The organism is Chitinophaga sp. (genome assembly GCF_017745275.1).
Lineage (GTDB): Bacteria > Bacteroidota > Bacteroidia > Chitinophagales > Chitinophagaceae > Chitinophaga.
In genome coordinates this window covers 465,192-491,444 of record NZ_JAGHZS010000002.1, presented here as the reverse complement: position 1 = coordinate 491,444, position 26,253 = coordinate 465,192, and the positions used below count along the sequence as shown (strand labels likewise).

Annotated in this window: 19 protein-coding genes; 15 read left to right on the top strand and 4 right to left on the bottom strand. The window is 45.6% G+C overall.

Translation table 11 applies throughout. The features are described from left to right. Positions 1-166 precede the first annotated feature (166 nt). The 10 genes from J7623_RS07715 (at position 167) to J7623_RS07670 (ending at position 12,801) form a co-directional block, all read left to right on the top strand. Positions 167-2,539, top strand: coding sequence for a TonB-dependent receptor (locus tag J7623_RS07715; protein WP_291919201.1), 2,373 nt, complete (start codon positions 167-169; stop codon positions 2,537-2,539). A 16-nt stretch (positions 2,540-2,555) separates the two neighbouring features. Next, entirely contained in the window at positions 2,556-3,377 is an 822-nt protein-coding gene (locus J7623_RS07710; protein ID WP_291919199.1) for a DUF4249 domain-containing protein, read from the top strand. A 433-nt stretch (positions 3,378-3,810) separates the two neighbouring features. Then, positions 3,811-5,100 carry a hypothetical protein gene (locus J7623_RS07705; protein ID WP_291919197.1) on the top strand — a complete coding sequence of 430 codons (1,290 nt, stop codon included), beginning with the start codon at positions 3,811-3,813 and terminating at the stop codon, positions 5,098-5,100. A 42-nt stretch (positions 5,101-5,142) separates the two neighbouring features. Beyond that, a complete protein-coding gene (gene urtA, locus J7623_RS07700) occupies positions 5,143-6,450 on the top strand; it encodes an urea ABC transporter substrate-binding protein (RefSeq protein WP_291919195.1) in 1,308 nt (435 codons plus the stop codon). A gap of 53 nt (positions 6,451-6,503) precedes the next feature. Next, complete coding sequence (urtB, locus tag J7623_RS07695; protein ID WP_291919193.1) at positions 6,504-8,147, top strand: urea ABC transporter permease subunit UrtB; 1,644 nt, start codon at positions 6,504-6,506, stop codon at positions 8,145-8,147. 11 nt (positions 8,148-8,158) lie between these two features. Continuing rightward, positions 8,159-9,235: an urea ABC transporter permease subunit UrtC gene (urtC, locus tag J7623_RS07690; protein ID WP_291919191.1), complete on the top strand. Its 1,077-nt coding sequence runs from the start codon at positions 8,159-8,161 to the stop codon at positions 9,233-9,235. 1 nt (position 9,236) lies between these two features. Further along, the gene (gene urtD / locus J7623_RS07685) at positions 9,237-9,992 is read left to right on the top strand and encodes an urea ABC transporter ATP-binding protein UrtD (protein WP_291919190.1); all 756 of its coding nucleotides are present in this window, start codon (positions 9,237-9,239) and stop codon (positions 9,990-9,992) included. Then, positions 9,989-10,702 (top strand): urea ABC transporter ATP-binding subunit UrtE, encoded by a 714-nt coding sequence (urtE, locus tag J7623_RS07680; RefSeq protein WP_291919187.1) that lies wholly within the window; start codon positions 9,989-9,991, stop codon positions 10,700-10,702. Before urtD ends, urtE begins: the two co-directional genes overlap by 4 nt. 36 nt (positions 10,703-10,738) lie before the next feature. Beyond that, entirely contained in the window at positions 10,739-12,139 is a 1,401-nt protein-coding gene (locus J7623_RS07675; protein ID WP_291919185.1) for an ATP-binding protein, read from the top strand. Positions 12,140-12,141: 2 nt separating this feature from the next. Then, positions 12,142-12,801 carry a response regulator transcription factor gene (locus J7623_RS07670; protein ID WP_291919183.1) on the top strand — a complete coding sequence of 220 codons (660 nt, stop codon included), beginning with the start codon at positions 12,142-12,144 and terminating at the stop codon, positions 12,799-12,801. A 73-nt stretch (positions 12,802-12,874) separates the two neighbouring features. Here the strand turns inward: J7623_RS07670 and J7623_RS07665 are convergent, their stop codons facing one another. The 4 genes from J7623_RS07665 to J7623_RS07650 form a co-directional block, all read right to left on the bottom strand. Continuing rightward, positions 12,875-13,864, bottom strand: a complete 990-nt coding sequence (locus J7623_RS07665; RefSeq protein ID WP_291919181.1) for a hypothetical protein — start codon at positions 13,862-13,864, stop codon at positions 12,875-12,877. A 236-nt stretch (positions 13,865-14,100) separates the two neighbouring features. After that, positions 14,101-17,202, bottom strand: coding sequence for an efflux RND transporter permease subunit (locus tag J7623_RS07660; RefSeq protein ID WP_291919178.1), 3,102 nt, complete (start codon positions 17,200-17,202; stop codon positions 14,101-14,103). A 10-nt stretch (positions 17,203-17,212) separates the two neighbouring features. Next, positions 17,213-18,271 (bottom strand): efflux RND transporter periplasmic adaptor subunit, encoded by a 1,059-nt coding sequence (locus J7623_RS07655; RefSeq protein WP_291919176.1) that lies wholly within the window; start codon positions 18,269-18,271, stop codon positions 17,213-17,215. Between the two features lie 5 nt (positions 18,272-18,276). After that, positions 18,277-19,602 (bottom strand): TolC family protein, encoded by a 1,326-nt coding sequence (locus tag J7623_RS07650; RefSeq protein WP_291919174.1) that lies wholly within the window; start codon positions 19,600-19,602, stop codon positions 18,277-18,279. Positions 19,603-20,077: 475 nt separating this feature from the next. Between J7623_RS07650 and J7623_RS07645 the strand changes: the two genes are divergently transcribed. The 5 genes from J7623_RS07645 to J7623_RS07625 all read left to right on the top strand — a co-directional run bounded on the left by J7623_RS07645 (position 20,078) and on the right by J7623_RS07625 (position 26,235). Next, positions 20,078-20,971 (top strand): alpha/beta hydrolase-fold protein, encoded by an 894-nt coding sequence (locus J7623_RS07645; RefSeq protein WP_291919172.1) that lies wholly within the window; start codon positions 20,078-20,080, stop codon positions 20,969-20,971. Between the two features lie 172 nt (positions 20,972-21,143). Beyond that, positions 21,144-21,791 carry a response regulator transcription factor gene (locus tag J7623_RS07640; RefSeq protein ID WP_291919171.1) on the top strand — a complete coding sequence of 216 codons (648 nt, stop codon included), beginning with the start codon at positions 21,144-21,146 and terminating at the stop codon, positions 21,789-21,791. Between the two features lie 133 nt (positions 21,792-21,924). Next, complete coding sequence (locus J7623_RS07635; protein ID WP_291919170.1) at positions 21,925-22,305, top strand: hypothetical protein; 381 nt, start codon at positions 21,925-21,927, stop codon at positions 22,303-22,305. 13 nt (positions 22,306-22,318) lie between these two features. Continuing rightward, on the top strand, positions 22,319-22,780 hold the full coding sequence (locus tag J7623_RS07630) for a hypothetical protein (protein WP_291919168.1): 462 nt from the start codon (positions 22,319-22,321) through the stop codon (positions 22,778-22,780). 5 nt (positions 22,781-22,785) lie between these two features. After that, positions 22,786-26,235, top strand: coding sequence for a hypothetical protein (locus tag J7623_RS07625; RefSeq protein WP_291919167.1), 3,450 nt, complete (start codon positions 22,786-22,788; stop codon positions 26,233-26,235). The last annotated feature ends 18 nt before the right edge of the window (positions 26,236-26,253 follow it).

Genomic DNA, 26,253 nt, shown 5'->3' with positions numbered 1-26,253 from the left:
CAAAAGCGCGAAGCGCGGGAAAAACGTATTAAACAGGAAATATATTTTGTAGTACTGCTGTATGCTTTGATATAAAAGGTACTGCGTTTGGTATAATTAAAAAAAGGTGGTTATCCTAAGGAATAGTTTTGTGTTCAAGCTACAATTGTTAAATCTATTTTAAAAGATGAAATACAAGATCATTCATACGCTGTTACTGATAGCCATTTCATGCAAGGCCTGGTCACAGGAGAAAGTCACTTTGAGTGGAATCATCAATATGAAAACAAGTACCGAAACAATCATCGGTGCAAGCATTTTCATTCCGGAAGCAAAGGTATCAACAGTTACCAATGCTTATGGCTATTATGCTGTCACCCTGCCGAAAGGAGCCTATACCATCGTTATCACCTGTATAGGATTTGAAAGTATTGAAGAACATATTTCGCTGACCAAAAACTTAAAGAAAGATTTTTCGATGGCGGAGAAAAGTAAAACCTTAGATGAAGTAGTTGTAAAATACAACAGTTCAGCCAGCAATATCCGAAAACCAGAAATGAGTGTGAACAAACTCTCTATTGCCACTATCAGGAAAATGCCGGCGGTGATGGGTGAAGTAGATATTTTGAAAGCGGTGCTGCAACTTCCGGGCGTTTCCACTGCACAGGAAGGTGCAACAGGCTTTAACGTCAGGGGCGGTTCGGTTGACGGCAACCTGATATTGTTAGACGAAGCGGTTATTTACAATACTTCACACCTGTTCGGATTTTTATCCGTTTTTAATGCAGATGTAATTAAAGATTTGAAATTGTATAAAGGCGGCATACCGGCTAACTTTGGCGGGCGTACTTCTTCTGTGCTGGATATTTATCAAAAAGAAGGAAACAATAAATCATATCACGTAACGGGTGGAATTGGGGCTATTTCCAGCAGGCTACTCGCAGAAGGTCCGATTGTAAAAGATAAAGGTTCGTTCGTTGTTGCTGGTCGTACCTCCTATGCTCATTTATTTATGAAACTGGCGAACAACCCCAACTCCATTTCTTTTTATGACCTGAATGCCAAACTCAATTATAAGTTCAATGACAACAACAGGATCTTTCTTTCAGGATATTTCGGGAAAGATAAAATGGATTTCAGCAATTTTTTCAGCAACAATTATTCAAACTCCTTCTTTAATCTTCGCTGGAATCACAACTTCTCTGACAAACTATTTTCCAATGCATCGGTCATCTACAGCAAATACGACTATGGCCTGAAAATAAAATACGTTGGCATTGACTGGACATCGAACATCCGTAACTACAATCTTAAGTATGACTTTACCCATCAGCTGTCGGACAAGCTGGCATTGAATTATGGCATCAACTCTATCTACTACCAATTCAATCCCGGCACAATAAAACCAATGGATGCCAAATCGCCTGTTAATCCTGACCAGATTGAAAAAAAATATGCTTGGGAAAATGCGCTGTATGTAAGTGCCGATCAAAAACTGTCGGATAAAATATCATTGGTTTACGGGCTGCGATATAGCTACTTTCTGCGGTTGGGGGAACAGCATGTAAATACTTATGATAAGAACCAGGCCGTTGTTTTCAATCCCCAGTTACAAATTTATGAGCAAGGCACGCCTACGGGTGTAACATTATACAATAAAAACGAAAAAATTATTGGGTTCGGAAACCTGGAACCCCGCCTGGCAGTTTCTTATGCCATCAATAACAACCAATCCATTAAGGCCAGTTATAACCGGATGAGCCAATATATCCATTTAATTTCCAACACTGCCTCCGTTTCCCCACTGGATATCTGGGCGCCAAGCGATCAATATCTGAAGCCCGAAATCCTTGACCAGTTTGCATTTGGCTACTTCAGAAATTTCAACAATGATAAATATTCCCTGGAAACGGAAGCTTTTTACAAAAAAATTCAAAACAAGGCAGATTACATCGATGGGGCCGAACTGATTGCCCAGAAAGCGATAGAACAGGTATTGCTGAATGGGGAAGCAAGAGCCTATGGACTTGAGCTAATGGCGAAGAAAAATACCGGTAAACTGACTGGCTGGCTTTCTTATACACTGTCTAAAGCAGAGCAGCGAACACCGGGAAGAAATGCGGAGGAACCGGGTATTAACAACGGCCAGTGGTATCGTGCCAATTACGATAAAACACATAATCTTTCCCTTACGGGCGCTTATCAATTCACGAGAAAATGGAGCTTTGGCGGCATCTTCACTTACCAGACAGGGAAAGCAGCCACCTACCCGATCGGCAAATATCAATACCAGGGAATAACGGTAGCCAATTACGGCGTGCGAAATGCCAATTCGCTTCCGGCTTATCATCATTTGGATCTATCGGCTACCTATACACCAAAACCTGACAGCAAAAAAAGGTGGAAAGGCGAATGGGTATTCAGCATTTACAATGTTTATGGCAGAAACAACGCGGCCTCTCTTATGTTCGAGCAAAACAGGGAAACAGGGGTGAGTGAAGCTAAGCGGATATCCATTTTCGGTATTATACCCGGCGTGACTTACAATTTCAAATTTTAATGCTAATCATAGATAAATGAAAAATATACTTAAATACCTGCTTTCTTTATACTGCTTTTTAGGAATGTCCTGCACAAAGGTAGTGCAGGTGGACCTGGACACGGCTGCTCCGAAATTGGTAATTGATGCGTCTATTGATTGGTTAAAAGGTACCACTGGCAGTGAGCAGAAAATCAAACTCTCTACCACCACCGGGTATTACAGTCCTACATTTCCAACAGTTTCAGGAGCGGATATCGTAATAACAAATTCAGAAAATACAGTTTTTAGATTTACAGAAAATCCAGGCACAGGAGAATATATCTGCACCAACTTTCATCCGGTTATCGGGGAAACTTATGCGTTAAAAGTAACATTAAACGGGGAAACGTATACCGCCACCGAAACCTGTTTAGCTGTTCCGGATATTGAAAACAATATTACACAGGATAACAACGGCGGTTTTGGTGGCAAAGAAGTAGAGATCTCTTACTACTACCAGGATAATGGCGATGAGGTAAATTATTATCTGCATCGTATTCTGTCACCTGTTTCGGTATTCCCGGATTATAAAGCGCAAGATGATGAGAAGAGTCAGGGCAACCTGATGCAGGAATATTTTTCTGACAAAGACCTGAAGGCCGGAGATACGATAAACATCCGGCTGTATGGAATTTCCAGGAGATACTATGACTATTTCAGAAAATTGCTGGTAGCATCCGGGGCTCAAAGTGGGCCGTTTCAAACTACACCTGGTGCGGTGAGAGGAAATATTATCAATCAGACCCATTTCGAAAACTTTGCCTATGGCTATTTCAGATTATCCCAGGTGGCGTTAAAGGAGTATACAATAAAGTAATTGGCTATCAGATTTCCACCTTGTCACAGGAAGCAGATTAAACCTTGTTCAAAAATCGGGCATCGCTGAAAGGCTTATGATAGTGCCAGGGGAAATATCCCTGGCACTTCTTCATGTCATACAAAATATATAAAATTTATATAATGAATACTTTTTAAAGACAACCTAGTTTTTCTTAGGATTTTATATTCGTGGTAATATTCCATATAAATAGTTATAAATCAATATTTTATTATAAAAACAAACAAAAACAATATCATATTATATAAAAATATATGTATGAATAAAATCAACACATAGCCAGTTTTTAATCCATTTTTAGAAAAATTTTATGAATTAAGTAAATTAATCTTCTACTTTTATACTTAAGTACAATGATCGATCAACCAAAAAAGTACTTAAGTACATTGTTCAATTATTAATTACTTCTTTTATGAAATTTTCAGCCACATTTATCTTCCTGTTTGCCACTGCTCCCTTTATTGTGAAAGCCGAAAACAACGATCCCCCCAGAAAGAAAAAGAGAGGCAGTTACTTAATTGAATTACCAGCGTCCTTAAATACAAGCAACGACAGCTCCAGGAACATTACCCTTTTCCAGTCGTCGGAGCTACCCTTTAAACCATCCATCCAGGTAGGCGCCATTGTACATATGTTTGCCTCCGGGGAGCAAACAGGATTTGGCGCTCCCAGTAACGAAAAAACGGCAAAAGACTGGAACAAGGGCTTTTCTGTTTATCGTGCCAGGGTGTTGGTTGGCGGACAGCTCACCAAAAAAGCCAGCTTCTTTATGGAAACAGAAATACCCTCACCTATTGGTGTCCAATCCAACGGAGAAAAGAACGTAAAAGTTTCGCCTATCATCCTTGACGCACAACTGGAATACACATTTAACCCTGCCTTCCAGCTGATAGCAGGTATGCAGCTGGTATCCAATAATCGCAACGGGCTACAGGGCGCGGCCGGGTTAATGGCCAACGATTTTACCTTCTTCCAGTATCCGTATAACCTGTTTGCTAACAGTCCGCTGCAGGGCAACTTCGGACGTGATCTCGGTATCAACGCCCGCGGGTTTCTTGCAAACGACAAACTGGAATACCGCCTGGGTGTCTTCACCGGCCGCAATGTGGATGGTGGTGCTCCCCTTCGTACTGTAGGTCGCGTGGCCTATAACTTCCTCGATGCTGAAAAAGATTATTACTACGCCGGTACCAAACTGGGAAATGGCAAAACGTTGGCCTGGGCAGCCGGTGTAGACGCACAGGCGAACTATTACAACCTCAGCACCGATGTATTTTTTGACCACCCTCTCGGCAATGCAGGCTCCATTACGCTCAATGCAGCCTACCAGTACATGACCGGTGGTACACAAACCGATTCCAAATACTCCTTTGCCACACTCATTCCCAAACAAACGGTTCAATTCCTGGAACTTGGCTACTATTTCAAAAAATCGAAACTCCAACCATGGATACGCTACGAGAACCAGGACGTTAGCGCGGATCCAACACAAACCGGCGCCGTGAAGCCTGCAAACTTTGACAAACTCAACTCCAGCACAGTAATGGGAGGCGGGCTCAATTACTTTTTTAACGGCACCGGCACTAACCTCCGTCTCTCCTATACCACCCGTACTTACAATGTAGCCACTACTATACCAGACGACTATACGAAAAAAACATTCGGACAGGTATGGCTTCAGGCTCAGTTCTTCATTTTCTGATTATCAAACATTCAATCATCTCTTTATAAAATATAAGTCAACATGAGAAACGCTTTCCTGAATCAACTATCCATCCTCCTGCTGGGCGCAACCGCACTCTTTTCTTCGTGTAACAGCGGCGCCGGAAAAACCGGTAGCAGCGACTCCTCCGCCACAAAAGGAACCGTGAAAATAGGCGTACTCCACTCTCTCAGCGGCACTATGGCTATATCTGAAGTGTCTTTAAAAGATGCCGTGCAGATGGCTGTAGATGAAATCAATGCCAAAGGTGGTGTACTAGGCAAACAAATAGAACCGGTAATTGTAGATCCCGCATCAGATTGGGATCTCTTCGCGGAAAAAGCCAAAGAATTACTGATTGATAAAAAAGTTTCCGCCGTATTTGGCTGCTGGACCTCCGTATCCCGTAAATCAGTACTCCCGGTTTTTGAACAGAACAATGGCCTGCTCTTTTACCCGGTGCAATACGAAGGAGAAGAATGTTCTAACAGCGTGATCTATACCGGCGCAACGCCTAATCAGCAACTGATTCCTGCTGCCGAATACCTCATGAGTGAAAAAGGCGGCGGCTACAAAAAGTTCTACCTGCTGGGAACTGATTACGTTTTTCCCCGCACCGCCAATAAAATACTCAAAGCATACCTCCTCTCTAAAGGTATTCCGAAGGAAAACATTATTGAAGAATATACGCCATTCCATCACCAGGATTACCAAACCATCATCTCTAAAGTAAAACGCTTTGCTGCAGATGGAAAAGCCTGCATCCTCTCTACCATCAACGGCGATTCCAACGTGCCTTTTTATAAAGAGTTTGCCAACCAGGGGCTCTCTTCCGCCACGTGTCCGATCATGGCATTTTCTGTAGCTGAAGATGAACTCAGATCTATGGATACCGAATTCCTGGTAGGCCATCTCGCAGCATGGAACTACTTCCAGTCGAACGACCTGCCGGAGAACAAAAAATTTGTGACCGATTTTAAAGCCTTCTGCGCGAAAAAAGGCCTGCCCGGCGGCGACAAAAGAGTAACTGACGATCCCATCTGCTGGGCTTACACCGGCGTATACCTGTGGGCAAAAGCCGCTGAAAAAGCAGGTTCCTTCGATGTATCGAAAGTACGCAACGCTTTATACAGCCTGGATTTCGATTCGCCTGACGGCCCCGTTAAAATGGACCCACGCAATCATCACCTGGCAAAGCCCGTAGTGATCGGCGAAATCAAACCCGACGGACAATTTGATATCATCTGGAAATCCGGGGGACTGGTAGACCCGCAGCCATGGTCGCCATTGACCTCTCCTGATAAAGATTGTGACTGGGTGAACCACAACGGCACCTACGCTAAAAAATAAATGGACATTACTCATAGAAGACTGGCTATTTCCAACTTATCAAAAACGACGCAATGAGAACTTCCTTACTACGGATGCTGATGTGCTGCCTACTGCTCCCGCTATTTTCGGCGGGGCAGGACAGCGCCTCCATCTATACCGCACAGCTATTGCAACCACCGGCCGACTCCGTGCGCACACAGGCTATCGGCAGGCTGGCCGCGCTCCGTATACCGGCCACCTTCCCTTTGCTGATGGCGATTAATGATAAAAAATTGTACCTGCTGGACAATAAAGCGGTGACGATAAACAGCGATTCTTCCAGTAAAGGAACCTACCAGCTTTATTCCCTTTACCCCAATAATACCCTCCTTATCAACAGCAGCGGGCAACCGCTGCTGTTACCATTGTCTGCCCTCAAAACAGTAGATATTCCGCGGGCCGACCGCCTTCTACTGGCAGGAATTGCGCCGCTGCTAAACCTGTTCAGCAACGACCCGCAAAAACGTATACTTGCCTACTCACAGCTCAAACACACAAGCGACAGCATCACCCTCCGTATCCTGAAAGCTGCATTGGCAAAGGAAAGCAACGCCGATGCGCTCCGCACCGGGAAAGATGCACTATACGCGATACAACTATACAAAGCATCCTCTGCAACTAACGCCAACGCCTATATCGACAGCATCGCCGACAACTGGAGCGACAACGCGCCTGCATTGTTGAGGGACTATGCCAGATCGGGTTTCCTGAACCAGGAAACCGCCCAATATGCTGCGGCAAAAGCGGTGCTCCTGGAAAAACGCTATGATAACCTGCAACGTGTTCAACACTTCTTCAGTGGCCTGAGCCTTGGCAGTATCCTCGTACTCATAGCACTGGGACTTTCTATTGTATATGGTTTAGCCGGCATCATTAACATGGCACACGGTGAGTTTATGATGATCGGAGCTTATACCACTTATTGCACACAGCTCTTATTCACCAAAGCACTGGGAATTCCGCAAACAGACCTTTTCTTCTTCTTTGCACTGCCGTTCTCCTTCCTGATGGCAGGTTCACTGGGATGGATCCTTGAGCGACTGGTAATCCGTCACCTGTATGCCAAACCACTGGAAAGCCTTTTGGCCACCTGGGGCGTGAGCCTGATACTGATACAGACCGCACGTTTATTATTCGGTGATCTTACTGCTGTTAAAACGCCACAACTATTATCCGGTGGATGGCAGGTTTCGCCACATCTCACTTTACCTTACAACCGTATTTTTATCATTGTACTGGCCATGTTGATGGTATTGTTTACCTACCTGATGCTTTACCGTACCAGGCTTGGTTTACAGATCAGGTCAGTTACACAGAACCGGCAAATGAGCGCCTGCCTCGGTATCGAAACCAGGCGCGTAGCATCCATCACATTCTTTATCGGCTCGGGCCTTGCAGGGCTGGCCGGTTGTGCTATTACACTGATTGGAAACGTAGTACCTGATATGGGCCAGACTTATATTGTAGACTCCTTCCTGGTAGTAGTTACCGGAGGTGTTGGCAAACTGGCCGGAACAATAGTTTCCGGTTTGGGCATTGGCTTCTTTACAAAGCTCTCGGAATCCTTCTTTCAGGCAGTATATGGTAAAGTATTTATCCTCATGTTCATCATGTTGTTCATGCAGTATAAACCCAAAGGACTCTTTCCCGACAAAGGCCGCATAGCTGAAGATTAAAAAAACGGAATATGAAAACGAAAAACAACACGCTCCTATATATTTTATTTATCACTTTTTTCGCGATCCTGCTACCAGCAGGCTACCTGACCGGCCTCCTTTCCGTGAACACTATTTCCGTATGGGGGCGATACTTCTGCTTTGCGATAGCTGCATTGGGTATTGATCTTATCTGGGGATATACCGGTATCTTGTCTATGTGCCAGGCCTTCTTCTTCTGCCTCGGCAGCTACGGCATTGCCATGCACCTGCTGCTGAAGAAAACAGTAGCGTCAGGCGCAACCCTGCCGGATTTCATGGCCTGGAACAAAATAGATACATTACCTTTCTTCTGGCAACCATTCCATTCTTTCGGGTGGTCTATAGTACTATGCCTGCTGATCCCCGCGGCATTTGCTTTCATTGTTGGACTGGTATTGTTCCGAAGCCGCATCAAAGGTGTATACATGGCTATCATCACACAGGCGCTGACATTGGCCATGTGGCTGATATTTCTCCGGAATGAAACCAACCTGGGCGGAACAAATGGTATCACCGATTTTAATACCATCCTGGGTTACCCCCTGTCCTCTTCTTCCGTAAAACTTGCATTATACCTGCTCTCACTTTCCATGCTCTGTGCCGCTTATTACTGCTGCTACCGGATAACGCATTCCAAGTTTGGGAAAGTGCTGCAGGCCATCCGCGACAGTGAATCGAGGGTCAGCTACACCGCATATAAAGTGACGGACTACAAGCTGGCCGTTTTCGTAGTGGCGGCACTGTTAGCAGCCGTTGGCGGAATGCTGTACCTTCCCCAGACAGGCATTATAACACCAGGGCGCATGGATGTAAAAGCATCTGTTGAAATGGTGATGTGGGTAGCACTCGGCGGCAGAGGCAACCTGAAAGGTGCAGTGATAGGCGCCTTGCTGGTAAACTTCCTCTACAGCATCTGCACCAGTTTATTCCCGGATTCATGGTTGTTCATCCTGGGCTTCCTGTTTGTAATCACCGTATTATATTTCGACAAAGGATTTATGGGGCTGGGAGATACCATCCGAAAGAAATTTTCCGCCACCCGGCTTAAAACATCTCAAACTCATTGATATGCTGCTCAACGTAAATAATCTGTCAGTATCATTTGGCGGCGTACATGCACTGAACCTAGATCGCTTCAGCCTGCGCGACAAGGAATTGCGGGTAATCATCGGCCCTAATGGCGCCGGCAAGTCCACCTTCCTGGATATCATCTGCGGAAAAACAAAAGCCGACAAAGGAGAAATTACCTTCAACGGCAAATCCATACTCGGTAAGTCAGAAGTAAAAATAGCGGAAGCCGGCATTGGCCGGAAGTTCCAGAAGCCGTCCGTATTTCCGGGGCTCACCGTGTATGACAACCTGTTGCTGGCCGCAAAAATGAAGAAAGATATCTTCACCTCCCTGTTCTTTAAATCTACGCCCGCACTGGAAGAAAAAATACACGAGGTAGCCGTGAAACTATCCCTTACCAACGTCATGTATAAACCTGCAGGCGACCTGTCGCACGGACAAAAACAATGGCTGGAAATTGCCATCGTAGTGCTGCAGGACCCAACCTTGATGCTGATAGATGAACCCGCAGCAGGCATGAGCGACGAAGAAACAGAGAAAACAGGGAACCTCCTGCTTGAGCTGTCGAAATCTCACAGCATTATTGTGATAGAACACGATATGAAATTTGTAGAACAGATAGCCAACGAGCTGGTAACCGTACTGGTTCGCGGCAAACGACTCATGGAAGGCACCTTTGCTGAAGTGAAGAACGATCAGCGGGTGATAGATTGTTATTTGGGACGTACTAACGCACAACTTGAAACATTATGAGTAACACACCCGTATTAACCGTTAACAATATCTCCGCTGCCTACGGGCAGAGCATCATTTTACGTGGCACCAGCCTTGCGGTAAAAAAAGGCGCCATTACTACTGTAATGGGACGTAATGGCGTAGGAAAAACCACCCTGTTAAAAACCATCATGGGCCTGCTCCCCGCGCAGGACGGCAGCATTATTTTCAATGATGAAAACATTACCTCCCTGCCGCCGTATAAAAAAGCAAAAGCAGGCATCGCCTATGTACCGCAGGGCCGGGAAATTATTCCGAAGCTTTCCGTATATGAAAACCTGCTACTGGGACTGGAAGCACATCCCAACCGCAAAGCGAAAATCCCGGAAGAAGAAATCTACCAGCTGTTTCCTATACTGAAAGATTTCCGAAAACGTGCAGGCGGAAACCTCAGCGGAGGACAGCAACAGCAGCTTTCTATTGCGCGGGCGCTGGTCAGCGCTCCATCCCTCCTCCTGCTTGACGAACCTACAGAGGGGATACAACCTTCCATTGCACAGGAGATCGGCAGCATTCTTAAACAGCTAGTGCAGGAGAAAGGGCTGTCTGTTTTACTGGTGGAACAGAAAATTGACTTTGCCAACCAGGTAACAGATCATTACTATTTTATGGACCGTGGCCGGATGGTGCTGGATGGTACTGCCGATGAGCTGAAACACGCCGAACTGGAAAAACATATTGCCGTATAGCCAAGGTGAGTGCGGGTTTTGATTATCTTTACCATTATGCATCCTGTATCAGAAGACAGAAGTATTTTTAAGATCTTCACCATCCTTTATGCGGTGGCGCTCACCACTATTGCATTATTGTCTGTATTCAGCCAGATAAAGATCCAACAGGCGCTGAGCCACCAGATGAACGACGCCCATGTGATCAACTTCGCAGCCAGGCTGCGCACTTACAGCCAAACCCTCAGCAAGCTGGCACTGTTACTGGAGTCGGGCCGCGATATAGAGGACAACCGGAAAGAATTTATAAATACACTGAAGCAGTGGCAGAAATCCCACGAAGGCTTACAGTCTGGCAGCAATTTCCTTAACCTGCCGGCAAACGACCAGGATGAACTGAAGCAGATGTTTGAAATCATCCGTAATCCGCACCAGGAAATATGGAATGCCGCCAGCAACATGATCACGGTACTGAATCAGGACACCACGTTTACGGCATCGCATATACGCCCATATGTACAAACTATACTGGCCTATGAGAAATCATACCTGCTGGGTATGGAACTGATTGTATTTGACTATGACCGTATTTCGAAGGAACGTATCCGCAACCTGAAGGAGATTGAATACATCGTGCTGGGACTGGTACTGTTTACCCTGATGCTGGAAGCTGGCCTCATATTTTACCCATTATCTACCCGTATCCGCAAAATTATCCGGGGATTGGTGGATGCACAGGAACGGGCCCGCAGGTTAACAGAAGAAGTACAGTTGGCTAACCAGGAAAAACTGCTGCGCCAGGAAATGGAGCAACGCATCCGGTCCTATTCTATTATCAACGGGCAGGAAAAAGAACGTAAACGGATTGCCGCGGAAATACACGACGGTATCGGGCAAATGCTGACCAGTCTGCGGATGAAACTGGAACAGATAGAAGACCGCAGCATGCAACATGATCCTGAAATTGCCCTGGTAAATACGATGATGTACAGTATTATCAACGAAACCAAACGTATCTGCGCGGACCTGCTGCCCAGTGTGCTGGAAGACTTTGGACTAAGAGCCGCCATCGATGAGCTGCTCAGGCTATGCCGACAAACCGCACCGGGAATCGACTTCCGGCTGGAAGAAACCCTATCCGCGGCCACATTGCCGAAAGAAGTTAAAACAGGCGTTTATCGTATCTTGCAGGAGTCATTAAACAATGCCATTAAGCATGCAAATGCAGATATCATTGAAATAGATATTGACGGCGCCGCCAACTTCCTGCAGCTAACTGTAAGAGACAATGGCAAAGGCTTTCACTTCGACAGCCAACAGCTTTACTCTAACGAACAGGCCAGGAAAGTAAACGGTATCCGTAATATGAAAGAAAGGGCAGAATTGCTGGGAGGAACACTCCTGATTGATTCACAGCCCGGCACCGGAACAATTATACAGTTAGCACTAACATTTTAGCAATGAAAAAGATAGGCGTTTTTTTAGTGGATGATCATGAAATATTCCGTAATGGCTTAAAGCAGCTGATCAACAGCGAAACTGATATGGAAGTAACCGGCGAAGCCAGCAGTGGCGAAGATGCCATACAACAACTATCAGAAATACAACCGGATGTTATCATCATGGACATCCGCATGCCCGGAATGAACGGACTGGAAACAAGCACCCGTCTCCTGGAGAAAAATCCCCGTGGCAGAATTCTTTTCTTCAGCCTCTTTGATGAACCCGACTATGTAGCAGCGGCCCTGGAAATGGGCGCCAGCGGTTATATCCTGAAAGATACCAGCAACAAAATATTTCTCAACGCCATCCGTACCATTCACCAGGGGAGGTATTACTTCATCGGAGAAGTAAGCGACATACTCGTAAAGAAATACCTGGATGCCCGCCAAACAGCCGGCAACGGTGGTACACCGGACATCTCCCTCTCCCGCCGCGAGGAACAAATTATGCGAATGATCAGCCAGGGACGTAATAACAAAGACATCGCAGAATCGCTGAATATCAGCATCCGTACAATAGAAGCACACCGGATGAACATCCTGCGCAAATTCCAGGTAAACAGCATAGAGGAGGCAGTAGAATATAGCAGGATTAACCGCCTGTTAAAAGAAGATTAAGCCGGTATTAATAGAGTGCACTCAGCGTGCTTATTTTATTACGCAATGCCACTTAAATCATTGACCCGCTCTGCTATTTCTTTTTCTTTATAAACGGATTAAATGACACGCCAACATTAAAATATAAATTCGTACCTGAAGAAACTTTGAAGACCGGATTCTTTACATCATTCTTTTCATAAAATCTTCCATTGAAAGGCACTCTTGCGCCTGTACGAAAAGTAAGGACAAATTTATTCGCCAACAGGCGTTCATAGGTAAGTCCTGCATTTACATTTACCTGCTGAAATTCATACTTTACCGCCGGGTTCAACAAAGTTACGTTCTTAAGGAAAAAGTGCGTCTGGTCCATTTCTCCACCTACAGACAACCTGGATTTATTGGAAAAGTATTTACGGAGAAGAAGCTGCTTTGGCAATAAAATATCCAGTACAAAATCATTCCTGAATTTCCGTTCGTAGGTAAATACCGGCAAAGCCGGCAGCTGATTATTAGGACCAACATTTAGCATCGCCCCTGCTGTGAGCCTGGTACGGGCATCTGCCTTCAACACCACTGTACCGTACATGAATCCCTTCACCCGCTCAAAACCGTCCCCGCTGCCATCTCCCATTAAGCTGGCGCCATAAATGGCGGTCTTCCCAAAAAGCTTTGCGAAGTAAGTGAAATTAATTGCAGTGGTGTAATAATGATAATTATTATAGTATGACTTGCCTGTATTAGCAGAAGGATCCGTTATCTCTGTACCGATACTATAGAACCGGTAATCTACTGTTGCGCCTAACATCCAGCGCTGCCTTCTGAGAAAATTAATATTTGAACTTACCTTAAGTTGACTAAAGCTGGTCACCTTCCCGCCTGGCAGGAACGATTTTTCCTGGGGATTCAACGTGTAAGTATATGGCCGCACAGTAGTAAACTCAATATTCAGCGGTCGTGCAATGGCAAATTTGTTTGCCGCAAATGCCACAGCTTTCTGACGAATACTGTCTGGAAATTTCTCCTTCCCTGTAATGCTATCCTGCCGGGTTTGTGAGTACGCAACCGTAGTAATTACCGACATAAAAACGGTGGCTAATTGAATCTTCTGACACCTGCACATATTCCAAGATTTATTTGAGTATAAAAGCATTTACAACCCTACATTGGCAAAGAAAAAAATATTGTTGTTGCACATTTTTCTTTTTATAGCAAATGGGGTACATTTTATACTAAAACCAGGTGTTAAATCAAAACATCACCGGAGGGATGTTCATGGGGGTGAGTAAGGCTTACCGCGTTAACAGGCGTTATGGGTGACTACTTTGAGCCGGACTTTCTCCGGAAGCGGTGTATCATACTATCAACAATCAAATACATACAGGGCACTACAAATAAGGTGAGCACCATTGAACTGGTCAATCCGCCGATGATCACCCAGGCCATACCATTTTTAATTTCCGAGGCAGCGCCGCTCGCAACGGCAATAGGCAGCATCCCAAAGATCATTGCAAGGGTTGTCATCAGGATAGGCCGCAGGCGCTCTGTACCGGCCAGCACCAATGCCTTCATTACAGGATGGCCTTCTGCTTTCAGCTTATTTGCGAAGTCAACAATCAATATCGCATTTTTCGACACCAGTCCTAATAACATGATCATACCGATGATAGTAAAAATGTTCAGGTTCTCCATCATCAGCGCAAGGGCCAGGAGCGCCCCGATCAGGGCTACCGGGATAGAGAATAACACAATGAAAGGATACACTGCATTTTCGTACAGCGCCACCATGATTAAATACACGAGAAGGAAAGCCGTCAGCAGCGCCAACATCAGGCTACCAAATGCTTCTCCCTGGTTCTTGGTATCCCCCAGGAATGTTACCTGTATTCCTTCCGGTAGTTTTACAGATCCGGCTTTCTTCTTTATTTCATCTGCAACAGTGCCCGTAGGCCGGCCCATTACATTTGACTGAACGTTGATAGCAGACAGCCTGTCCAACCGCTCCAGGGAGGTTTCCCCAAGCGATTCCGTAACATCTGCAAACTGGCTTAACAGGATCGTTTTACCGGCCGTGTTAACAAAAGGGAGTTTTCTCACATCCTGGATATCCGCGCGGTTTATGCGATTGAAGTTTACCCAAATATCATATTCATTACCGCTTTGTTTAAACTGGCTGGCCTTAATACCGGCAAATGAATTTTGCAAGGCAGTACCTACCTGGCGGGCGTCAAGTTCCATCATACTCATTTTCTCCCGGTCCAGCTTAATACTTACTTCAGGCTTCCTGTCTTTCACTGAAAGTTTTACGTATTCCGTTCCAGGAATGCTCTCCACCACTTTTTTATAGGCCTCCGCCACTTTCCGCACCTCTTCAACGGATACACCTTTTATGGCAATATCTATAGGCGCCGCACTTACATTCCCGGTGATACTGGTGGCGGATATCGTGAACTTTCCTCCCGCAATGATACTGCTCAACTGCTGCCGGATAAGTGCGCCGAATTCCTCGGAGGATAGCTTGCGCTGTTTACTGTCCACCAGCGTCAGCGTTAATTCCGCCAGGTTTGCATTATCCCCCGCCCCCGCCACACTGCCGCTAACAAAGCCGATGCTGGAGAATACCTTTTCCACCTCCGGATGTGAAAGTATCATTTCTTCCGCCTGCTGAGCAAGGAGGTTTGTTTTATAGATGGTAGCAGCAGGTTCTAATTCTATGTTAACAACAAGGGTATTCTGATCTGTTTTCGGCATAAATGCTGCACCAATAAAACCGGCTGGCACCAATGCAACAGCCCCTGCAATGAGTACCATTGTTACAAGCAGCAGCCATCGTTTCCGGTGGAGTATCCTGGCCAGTAAACGCCCATATTCCTGCTGTAAATTTTCTATCCCTTTTTCGAAAGCGAGATTCATTTTCTTCCAAAGTGAAGTGTCGTTTAACACTTCCAGTTTACCAAAGCGGCTTACCAACACCGGCGTGATAGTGAAAGAAACGATCAGGCTCATCAATGTGGAAAATACCACCACCAGTGAGAACTCCCGGAGAATGGCGCCAATCATTCCTCCCGTCAATGCCAGCGGCAGGAATACCACCACATCTACCAACGTAATAGCGAGTGCTGTAAATCCTATTTCATTGCGACCTTCCAGCGCCGCCCGTCGCTTATCCGCTCCCATCTCCATATGCCGGTATATGTTTTCCAGCACAACAATGGAATCATCTACCAATATGCCTACCACCAACGACATTGCCATCAGCGTCATCAGGTTAAGGGAGAAACCCAGCAAATACATGGCTGTGAATGTAGGAATAATGGAAGCAGGAAGCGCCAGCATTACGAAAACAGCGCTTCTGAGGCTATGCAGAAAAGCCAGCATCACAAATCCCACGATAACAATGGCCAGGCCCAGATCAAACATAACCGAATTGGCAGCATGCAGCGTGAAAATACTCTGATCTGAAGAAATGTTAAACTTCAACTGATGGGCTTTATACTGCTCTGTCATTTTTGCGAATGTTTTTTTTACCTGGGCGCTCACGTTAACGGCGTTCGCATCTCCCTGCTTTATAATTTGTATCCCGATAGACGGTAAACCATTGATGTGATTAATGGCCGTTGCTTTAGCAGTAGCATCCACTACGCTGGCTACATCTTTCAGGTAAATAGCTCCTTTACCCGGCTGCCGCCCGATAGTAAGACGATTTAATTCCTCCAGGGAAACCATATTGGCATCGTAGCGGATGGAGAGCTGCTGATGTTCTGTTTCAATGCTGCCGGCCGGATAAGAAAGGTTCGCGCTACTGATCGCCTGCGTAATATTGGTAATAGACACCCCATAAGCAAGTAACTTCGCCTGATCCACCTTCACCTGTATCTGCCTTTCATCACCACCAATAATATTCACTTCTCCTACCCCGGTAACATTCTGCAATACCGGCTTCAATTGTTTATCTGCCAGGTCATAAAGATTCCGGGGCGTCATATCAGCTGTTACTCCAGCCTTAATAACCGGTGTCTCTTCTATGTTCACTTTTTTTACCAACGGCCGCTTTGCTTCCTGCGGCAAATCATTAACGGATTGATCAGCCTGACGTTGCAACTCACGTTCCGCCCTGTTGATATCTGTGCCACTTTTGAAAGATACCGTGATCACCGAAACGCCTTCCCGGGAAACTGATTTAATCTGGTCCAGTCCTTCCACTGCAGAAAAAGCATCCTCCAGCTTCTTTGTAACATTCGTTTGTACTTCCGACGCAGATGCACCCGGGTACAGCGTACTAACGGACACTGTAGGCATATCAATTCTCGGGATTAAGTTGTAATTCAACTTAAAATAAGATTGCACCCCAAAAAAAATCAGGATAGTAAATACTACAATCAGCAGCAATGGTCTTTTAATGGCTAATTCAGTTACTGACATGTCGGGAAAATTATTTTGAAATATTGATTCGTGCGCCATCCCGAAGGTTAATTTGTCCGGATGTGATAACGCTGTCGCCGGCAGTTAATCCCTCCAGTACATATACTTTTCCATTACTTTCCCCACCGGTGCGGATACGCTGCAAAATTGCGCGGCCATTTTTTGCCAGGTATACGGAAGCATCCGGGGTTGTTTCATTCAGCGCTTCCCTGGGTGTCAACATTACCATGCGGGTCGTTTCACGGGAAAAATCAGCGGTAACAAAAGTGCCTGATCTCAACACGTGATGCTCATTATTATCAGCCGTAATTTCTACCATATAGTTATAGGCCTGGTTAGCCTGTGGGCTGATGTATGACACCACTCCTCTGAAAGACTGCCCGGGATATACAGCTGTGGTTAGTTTGACTTTATATCCTAAAGCAACCTGGTATACTTCACTTTCTGTCAGGTCCACCTGGATTTTAATACTGGAAAGATCTACAATGGAAGCAATCTCTCCCCCAACGCCCACATACATACCTTCTTCCACCAACCTAGCGCTGATAATTCCGCTCGTAGGAGCCCGGACACCAGCATCTGCAATTTGTTTGCGCACCTGTTGCACCTGGTTTTCTGCATCGCTGTAATTCTGACGAAGTTCATTTACTTTCTCCTGTGTGGCAGCTTTTGCTTCCAGCAGATCTGTATATGTTTGCAAGTCACGTTTCAACTTAATTGCCAGCGACTCCTTTTTCCGGAGATCTAATTCCAGGATATGCGTATCAATTAAAGCCAGCAGCTGCCCGCGGGACACATGATCCCCCAGCTTAAAACGCAGGCTGGTCACATTACCGCTGGACATAGATAGTGCTTTCGCCTCCCTGAATGGTATGATCAGTCCCGTCTTAATAAGACTAACGCTGAGTTGTTCCGCTGTAACTACAGCCGTTGAAACCGGGATACTAAAACCTTCCTCCCTGGCGGCCCTGCTGCTTTCATTGATTTTTTTCTTGTTGGAAAATAATCTGAATGCAATGAGACAGATAATCCCGGCAGAGACAACAATAAAAATGACTTTCTTCTTCATGATGGCTAAAGTGATTGATAAAACCTTTTCAGGGTACCAGCGGATTTCTCCAGGTCTATACGTGTGAGATAGTAATTATAAATAGAAGTGAGATAACCATTCTGCGCTTCCCTGAGCTGGTTTTGCGTATTCAACCAATCGTTCAGATCCGTCACTCCCTTCCGGAACTGTACATCTGTCACCTGGAAAACCGACTGCGCAAGCGCAACATTCCGCTTGTCGTTTTCAATATTTATCTGCGCCTGCAAATACTTCGTATAGGCGTTCTGATACTCCACGTAATATTTTCCTTCTACAATTTTCAATTGCTCTTCCGCATTGGAATGATTGAGCACCGCCTGCTTATAGCGGGCGTTTCGCTTAAAAAAATCAAGAATGGGAATATTTAGTTTAAGTCCTACGGCCGAATAAGGAAGCAGCTCACCATAGGCCCCCTTCAAACTTTTTCCAAAACCTACCACACCATACCGGGCATATGCACTCAGCCTGGGAAGCGCTTCCGCTTTAATGGCTGACTTTTCAACTTCCAGCAATTTTATATTGACTTTAGATAGCTGGTATTCCACCCGTAAATCAGGAGAGAAACTAACTACGGAATCTGAAGAGGCTGCGGCGCCCGGCGGCGCAGAAAGATCTACCGCAAGCGAATCATTTATGGGGAAACCCATTTCATATTTCAATTCATTTTCTGCCAAAGTAATGTTACTCAGTGCCACCCTGATTTTGGAAGTAGTATTGTTATAATCCACGCTAACCTTGTCCAGATCTTTTTGGAGTACAACTCCTTTATTCACCTGCGCCCGGAAAATATCCATCTGTTTCTGATACGTTTCTTTATTGGCCTGCAATTGCGCCAACTGCTGATGGTAAACAAAAATATTGATGTAGGCAGTACTAACGTTATAGATAATAGCTTCCTGGCTTTGTTGTTCATTCAGTTCAGATTGCTGCCGATTGTACTTGTTCGCTTTCAGGCCCGTTAACATCGATTGGTCATATAACACCTGGTCCAGCTGCGTCATTGTATTGGAAGCATATTTTTGGGTCAGCGATACCTTTAACTCATGGGGACCAATAACACCGGCCGGAATCACGCTTTGCTGCAGCTTCAGGTTATTATCCAGCGTTGAGGTCATACTAACACGTGGTAAATAATCCGCAATCGCCTCCTTCGCCTTTGCATCAGCTATCCGCTTTTGATTGGCATAGATTACGTTGTTCCGGTTGTTCTTCAAACCATAGTCTATACACTGTTTCAGCGTCCAACGTTCCTGTGCAGCAGCGTCCAGTGCTATGCTGAATAATAGCCATGTTAAAATCTTCTTGTACATACCATCCTGTTTCTTTCAAGTCCTGGAGAGATAAACTCTTTTCAGAATCAGTGAACGAAACTAGCGTATGACACGATGGCTATCGGTACATTTATACAAACCCGGTTGGTTTTTATACGAATTTGCATATGGAAGTTTTCAGATCGCGGATACGGCGCATAAAAAAGCCCCAATGAATATCAGGGCTTGTTTACCTAAACCTACAAACTGTTATTGTTACACCGTTAAACCGTTAATTTGTATAACCAGGGAACCATATCTGCGAAAGTAAGGGGTTGAAGAAAGGAGAATATTCATTTTATACGAAACCTGTTCCTGTTTATACGAAACTGGTGATAGAGATATCCCCATCTTTTATTATATTAGTGTTGGGGGTAGCTAACTTTTGTGTACACATAGCCTGTTGTGATTACCCGGCAGCTTTACCACTTACAATACTGCATAAACTATCAAATTCCTTTAACCCTTTATCCACATGACTTACAGCAGCTTCTTAAGAAATAGCGTCATCTGCATTTTCTTTATATTATTAACTCCCAAATACTTAATTGCCCAAACTGACCCGGTATTTAAACCTATATCGGCAGATATTATCAAACTTCCGTCTAAAGTATTGGGCGAAGACCGGAAAATTTATATTTATGTTCCTCCTGCAGACACCTTACAGCCGGATAAGCGCTACCCCGTTTTATACGTGCTTGACGGAGATAACCATTTTAGCCTGATGGCAGAATATTGCCGGTACCTTAGCCGCAAAGATGTAAATGTGATGCCCGAAATAATTATAGTCGGCATCCCTAATACAAACCGGACAAGGGATCTTACTCCAACCAAAAGTATTATTAATTATTGGGGCAAGGCTGATACCAGTTCAGGCTTCCGGTTTAAATCAAGTGGTGGTGGCAATAATTTTCTGCAGTTCGTTGGGAATGAACTGATCCCTTATGTTGACGCCCACTACAAAACACAAGCTTTTAAAATTTTTGCAGGGCATTCATTCGGCGGTATCACCACGATCAATTGCCTGTTAACGCAACCAGATATGTTTGGAGCCTATATAGCGATAAGTCCCTCCTTTTGGTGGGATAAAGGCTACTTACTTCGCCTGGCGGATCAAAAACTAAAAACTAACCAGGTCATCAACAAAAAGATCTTTTATAGTGATGGTAACGAAGGAATATCAGACAGCGCGTCGACCTTCCATACCGATATTTTAAAATTCGATTCCATCATCACTCAAAGAAAAATTACAGGTTTAGAACATAAGTATGTTTATTATCCTGAAGAGTCACACATGACCGAACCCATTAAAGCCTATTATGACGCTTTACGGTTCATTTTCACTGCTGTTTTTCCCGGTACGCCATAACTAAAATTCTCTTACCTTTACTGCAGTGTCTCCACGAAATAAACGGCATGCCCAACAAACCGGATAATATGATGAGGCCACATCCTTGAAAAGTATGCAGGATTATAAACCAGGAGCCACTTACTCAAAATAACTAACCCAGTAAACAGATTAACTGGGAATCGCATCGCGTATGAAACATTACTATCCTATCCGCCTGTTCGTGGCTGATCGCCAGGAAGTATATCTTGAAGGGCTGTCGCATATCCTGCAGACTGCACCGGATATAGACCTCCTGGGAACCACGACTGATGGCAACGAGCTTACTTCCGCACTTACAATACTACAACCGGACATTCTCCTCGCCGATCCCACGTTTAATATTGGCGACAACACCACTGTGCTGGAATATGTGCCTAAAGCGCTGCCGAACCTAAGCATCATTGCATTATCACTTCAGGATGATGTGCCCAGGTTGAGTAGCATGCTGCAGGCCGGTGTGCAGGGCTTCCTGCTCAGGCAATGCGACAGGCTGGAGATACTGGAAGCCATTTATGATGTATACAACAGGAAGTCTTATTACTGCCGTGCCATTCTATCACAGGCAATGCGTCTTTTTTCTGCCTCAGGTGCATCCTCACAGGAGATATTCAGCGTGCGTGAAAAGCAGATCATTCAGCTGATATGCCAGGATATGGCTACCAAAGAAATAGCCGCCAGGCTGGACCTTAGTAACAGAACCGTAGAAGGATACCGGTTGCGGATCATGGAAAAGATGAATGTGAACGGCACTGCAGGCATTGTTATATATGCTATCCGGCATAATTTGGTAAAAGTATAAAGAAAAAAAACGAACCGAACAACCGTAATATTACGTATAGCGCACGGGATAAATACGGGTTATATAGAATAACAACCACCCTACCTTTACCGCTGTAATCAAACAATTTCTTTACCCTCAAAATCTTATCACTATGGGTTTCCCTTATAAACAGGTTACACCTCTGGTTAACTCCGTTACCGCCACTACTACTGTCAGCATCAACGGAGGCATGCAGGTAGCAGTAGTAAAATTCACATCTGCCGCCGGTGATCTCGGCAGCGTAACACTTTCGCCTATTCAGCCTACAGCAGGTCCTGTAACTTTTCAAAGAGGGCAGCAGACCGTAAATCTCAAAAAGGCCACTTTCACCGCAGCTATTGGATTCACTGATGGTAGCGTTTTTGCAGAAGGAGACGCTACAGATCAACAAGGAAACAACGATACTCCTTACTCAGCATCCATTGCTGCCTGGACCGCTAGCGGCGATGCAGGAGTTAAGGTTAAACCAAAAATTAAAGAGGATCAGATTTAATATCATCAGATAGATGTCTGTAAAACTAATAGCAACAACAGGTACTGTCCTGTTGTTGCTTGTTTCCTCATTGCTATACGCTCAACACCCCAAGGCTGATTGCCTGCCGGATGTACTTTCTACTCCCGGAAAATGCTCACAACGTATCCTGGGTGATCTGCAGATAATATATAAGATCGATAGCTGCGGTAATACCGTCACCTGTGTGTTGCTATTGAATACGCAATTGGCGGGCCTGTGCAAGCTGACACCCACTAACAACACATATACTTTTGATCTGGAGCTGGGAACAGGATGTGCCAACGGTTTACTGACAATGTTGCCTTCGTTACCCGATATGCCGGGCATGCTGAACGGCAGTTTCATTTACAGCGTATCCAGCAATAACCAAAATTTTGTTTTCAAAGGTCTGCTGGCAGCGTGGTATGTCAATGACATCTCACCACCATGCCCTACAAAAACTATAAACCGCTGAGTACTATGAGCACCCTTGCATTCAGCAACACCCAGTCAGGCAATTCATCACTATACACCACTCCTGACGATAATGGTTGGTGTGCCTTTGTACTGGCATCCGGTACATCCTCCGGCAAAGATACCCTCAGCCTCAGCGATACTGCTGTTATCAATGGCTATTATCTTTTTGCAACTGTGGCTCCTGCTATTCCTGCAGATACACTGGTACAGAATATATGGAACTACATTAAGTTCCTTCCCGGTCAAACACCTGATAACGCCCTCCTATGGCTCCGTTCTCCTAATGACGCCCTTTCATCCGCTAATGTAACAGCGCTACTCCTGACACAATACAATAATGGTTTTGCTGTCATGCAGCAAATGAACTTCAGCTTCGGTAATAATTATGCCTCGTTGTATATCGGTTCTACCAACACTTATTTTTCTATTGATAAAGACAATGATCGCCTGCTGCTCACCTTCACTGATCCTTCACAGGTCAGCTTCCAGGCCGACACGGTGGCATCCAGTACCCTTACACAACTCCTTCCCCTGGTGCTCCCATTTACCGGTATTGGCCGGGGGTGCATGCGCCTGGTGATCGGCTTCAACCTGGCCCGTGACTTTACCGCTGTAGCCTATGACCTCAGCTTAAAATATTTCTATAACAGCACAACAGATGGTTCACTTTGTACCATCCGCTATCAGCTTGTACCTGAAGGCCTTCTCAATTATTATCTGCTCTGCCAGGCAAGTATCAATCCTGTGGATATGATGAACATACATAAAACAGGAACTTACTTTGCCCTGCTGGGACAAACCCTCTACTCTGATTCCCAGGTTAATACCACCAGTCCTACTTTATTCAATACTTATTATACGGCTGATTATGGTTATCCATTGCAGATGAAGCCTGTGGTCAACCTGTCTTCCATTAATGGTTCTGATAACTATCCCGGCCCCGGTAGCGCCCTGCTAGTGTTCAGCCACCGGGATGTTGCGGATACACTGCCCTGGTATCTCATCCCGTCCGGCAACTTCACGCTGGTACTGGACAGCAAATATGCGCCGTATCTCGACAGCAACAAACAGATGCGCTTCATGAATGGCCTCGCCGGCACAGAGAGTGTAAGCTTCACACCGGATGTAAATGGCAGCACCGGTGATCTGCTATGTTTCACCCCAAAACAATCGGCCTATGCAGACCGGTTTCCTTTAGCAGGAGCCCCCAACCTGGATGAAGATGGTAAAGTGCTTTCCCTCCTCAACAACAGCTACCAGACGGCCTGGGCTGCCGTACAGCAGGGCAGCAGCAATAATGCCGCCGTTATCTATCATGCTCAACCAGTAGGCGCCTCCCTGTTTGCAGCAGAGCAGGATGTGTTTACAGATAAAGAAGTACTGGGCAGTCTCGTACCCAACGCGGGAACACTCTCCCAAACCATCGTATTCCCGATGACTTCCTATGGCGTCGTTACCTCCAGCAATGTGCTTACTGACCTTCAACAATATGAGTTACAGATCATCAGTCCGCAACGCAAAAATATAATCGGCGTGAGCCAGCAACAACAATTGATGCTGGCACGCAGATCCATGCAAAATGCCACCGCTGATATTGTACCGGGCACAAGCCCGCAAGGCTTTTATGTAGAAACCGACAAAACCAGCGGTATCTGGAAACTACTACAACTGGCCAGCAACCAGTATCTGCAGAGTGACGGCAATATGTCGCCCCAATACAAACTTTTCTTCAGCGACCTTGGACATACCTTACAAAGTGCCTTCCAGACCAATCAACTGTTCAACGTTATTTCTTTCAATCCCACCGTTGGCGGCACTCCTGTACTCGGCTCCTTCAGCAATGAAATGTATATGGATGGCTGGCCTTTTATACTGGATGTGCCGCAGCAGAATGTATATGGCCAGTTCAACAATGTGCTGATCTTTAAATTCCGCAACGGCGCATTAACGGATCATATCAGCAATCCACAGGGATGGACGATGGCGGATCAGTTTAACATGACGGATAACAATGGACTCGAATTATTATCCACCTGGATACAGCAGTATGTGCAAACAGGCATTGACAACTACCTGGTAAATAAAGACAACGATTACTATAAATTCTATACAGCGGCTACAGACCCGCAATGGCAAGGCGTGCTGGCGCTTGCCATCAAAGTGGATGTGCAACATTTCCCTGCAGCACTTCAGGGCCTGCTGGCAGGCATCGACCTGCAGCGGTTCAATGCGCACCATTTTGGTATTGACATGAGCGTAGTGCACAATGATAATGGCGCATTATCCATGTTGCCTGTGAGCGCCCTCTTTGGTTTGATAGATTATGAAGACCAGGTGTTTGCTTCGCTGGGACAATCAGTAGAAAGATATAAGAAAGAGGCGGTGATCAATACAAGCGTGGATTATGATTTCAAGGTACTCAATCTCAAAGTGCTGTTCAACAATGCGAAGGTGGTGAATTTCAACAGCAATATCGCATTGACCATCAACCGGCTTTTCGGTGAGAAAACAAAAGCAGATAACCGTGACAACCTCCTGATACTTCGCGGCGCCTGTGAAAATCACAACGGCGTTCCCGCATATACGTTTGTGAGTACAGATGATAACCTCATCTTTCTTGACAGCGCGATTATGCAGGATGTAGAAGTACAAAAAGCCTCATTCAGTACCACTGTGCCACAAAACGGCGGCCAGGGCATTGTGCAGTCGGTCTTCTCCTGCTGGGGATTCATCAACTTCAACAAGCTCAGTGATTTTGACATACTCTCCTTCGGAAGTGAAGTGAATGCCCTCCCGGGAAGTGCCGGCGTTGCCTGTGCAGGGTTGAACCTCGATATGAACTTCCCGCTGGAAACACCGTCCACACGTACTTTCCGCTTCGACATCAGTCATCTTTCCGTAGACATCGGTCAGAGCACCGCCCGCAATGATAGCTTGTACCGGCATTTCCCGCTGCAGCTCACAGGTATGACCACCGGCACCAAAGACAATACGCCTGCATCTCAGGGGTTCCTGAACGTAACACAATGGATTAACCAGCCACAGGAAGGTATTTCGGGCGACTGGTATGGACTCGTGTTCACACTTAATATGGGCACTCTGGGCGCATTGGCCTCAGCAGCGGGTTTCAACACTACTTTCCTCGCTGCGTGGAATGTAGGCGGAAGTGGTACTGCCGCCGCGTTGAAGCTCCCCGGTGTAAATCCGCAGGCGCCTTTCTTCAGCCTACAGGGTGTACTGAAGCTGGACATCGGCTCCGTATCCTTATCCCTGGCGGATGGCAGCGGTCCCGGTAAAGCAGCTTACCTGATGAAGATCAACAACATTGCAGTAAAGCTGCTCAGTCTTTCGTTTCCACCAGGAGGTAATATTGGCTTCTTCCTCTTTGGCAATCCTGACCAGGGAGCACCACCAGAGAGCCTCGGCTGGTATGCGGCCTATGTAAAAAAATGACGCTGTTAAATATCTATC

What these genes read in the sequence shown, in the direction of transcription:
- urtB (WP_291919193.1), top strand. Translation starts at nt 6,504, where the DNA reads ATGAGAACTTCCTTACTACGGATGCTGATGTGCTGCCTACTGCTCCCG.
- J7623_RS07640 (WP_291919171.1), top strand. Translation starts at nt 21,144, where the DNA reads ATGAAACATTACTATCCTATCCGCCTGTTCGTGGCTGATCGCCAGGAA.
- J7623_RS07655 (WP_291919176.1), bottom strand. Translation starts at nt 18,271, where the DNA reads ATGAAGAAGAAAGTCATTTTTATTGTTGTCTCTGCCGGGATTATCTGT.
- J7623_RS07705 (WP_291919197.1), top strand. Translation starts at nt 3,811, where the DNA reads ATGAAATTTTCAGCCACATTTATCTTCCTGTTTGCCACTGCTCCCTTT.
- J7623_RS07665 (WP_291919181.1), bottom strand. Translation starts at nt 13,864, where the DNA reads ATGTCGGTAATTACTACGGTTGCGTACTCACAAACCCGGCAGGATAGC.
- urtC (WP_291919191.1), top strand. Translation starts at nt 8,159, where the DNA reads ATGAAAACGAAAAACAACACGCTCCTATATATTTTATTTATCACTTTT.
- J7623_RS07670 (WP_291919183.1), top strand. Translation starts at nt 12,142, where the DNA reads ATGAAAAAGATAGGCGTTTTTTTAGTGGATGATCATGAAATATTCCGT.
- J7623_RS07660 (WP_291919178.1), bottom strand. Translation starts at nt 17,202, where the DNA reads ATGTCAGTAACTGAATTAGCCATTAAAAGACCATTGCTGCTGATTGTA.
- J7623_RS07650 (WP_291919174.1), bottom strand. Translation starts at nt 19,602, where the DNA reads ATGTACAAGAAGATTTTAACATGGCTATTATTCAGCATAGCACTGGAC.
- J7623_RS07625 (WP_291919167.1), top strand. Translation starts at nt 22,786, where the DNA reads ATGAGCACCCTTGCATTCAGCAACACCCAGTCAGGCAATTCATCACTA.
- urtA (WP_291919195.1), top strand. Translation starts at nt 5,143, where the DNA reads ATGAGAAACGCTTTCCTGAATCAACTATCCATCCTCCTGCTGGGCGCA.
- urtD (WP_291919190.1), top strand. Translation starts at nt 9,237, where the DNA reads ATGCTGCTCAACGTAAATAATCTGTCAGTATCATTTGGCGGCGTACAT.
- J7623_RS07710 (WP_291919199.1), top strand. Translation starts at nt 2,556, where the DNA reads ATGAAAAATATACTTAAATACCTGCTTTCTTTATACTGCTTTTTAGGA.
- urtE (WP_291919187.1), top strand. Translation starts at nt 9,989, where the DNA reads ATGAGTAACACACCCGTATTAACCGTTAACAATATCTCCGCTGCCTAC.
- J7623_RS07715 (WP_291919201.1), top strand. Translation starts at nt 167, where the DNA reads ATGAAATACAAGATCATTCATACGCTGTTACTGATAGCCATTTCATGC.
- J7623_RS07635 (WP_291919170.1), top strand. Translation starts at nt 21,925, where the DNA reads ATGGGTTTCCCTTATAAACAGGTTACACCTCTGGTTAACTCCGTTACC.
- J7623_RS07630 (WP_291919168.1), top strand. Translation starts at nt 22,319, where the DNA reads ATGTCTGTAAAACTAATAGCAACAACAGGTACTGTCCTGTTGTTGCTT.
- J7623_RS07645 (WP_291919172.1), top strand. Translation starts at nt 20,078, where the DNA reads ATGACTTACAGCAGCTTCTTAAGAAATAGCGTCATCTGCATTTTCTTT.
- J7623_RS07675 (WP_291919185.1), top strand. Translation starts at nt 10,739, where the DNA reads ATGCATCCTGTATCAGAAGACAGAAGTATTTTTAAGATCTTCACCATC.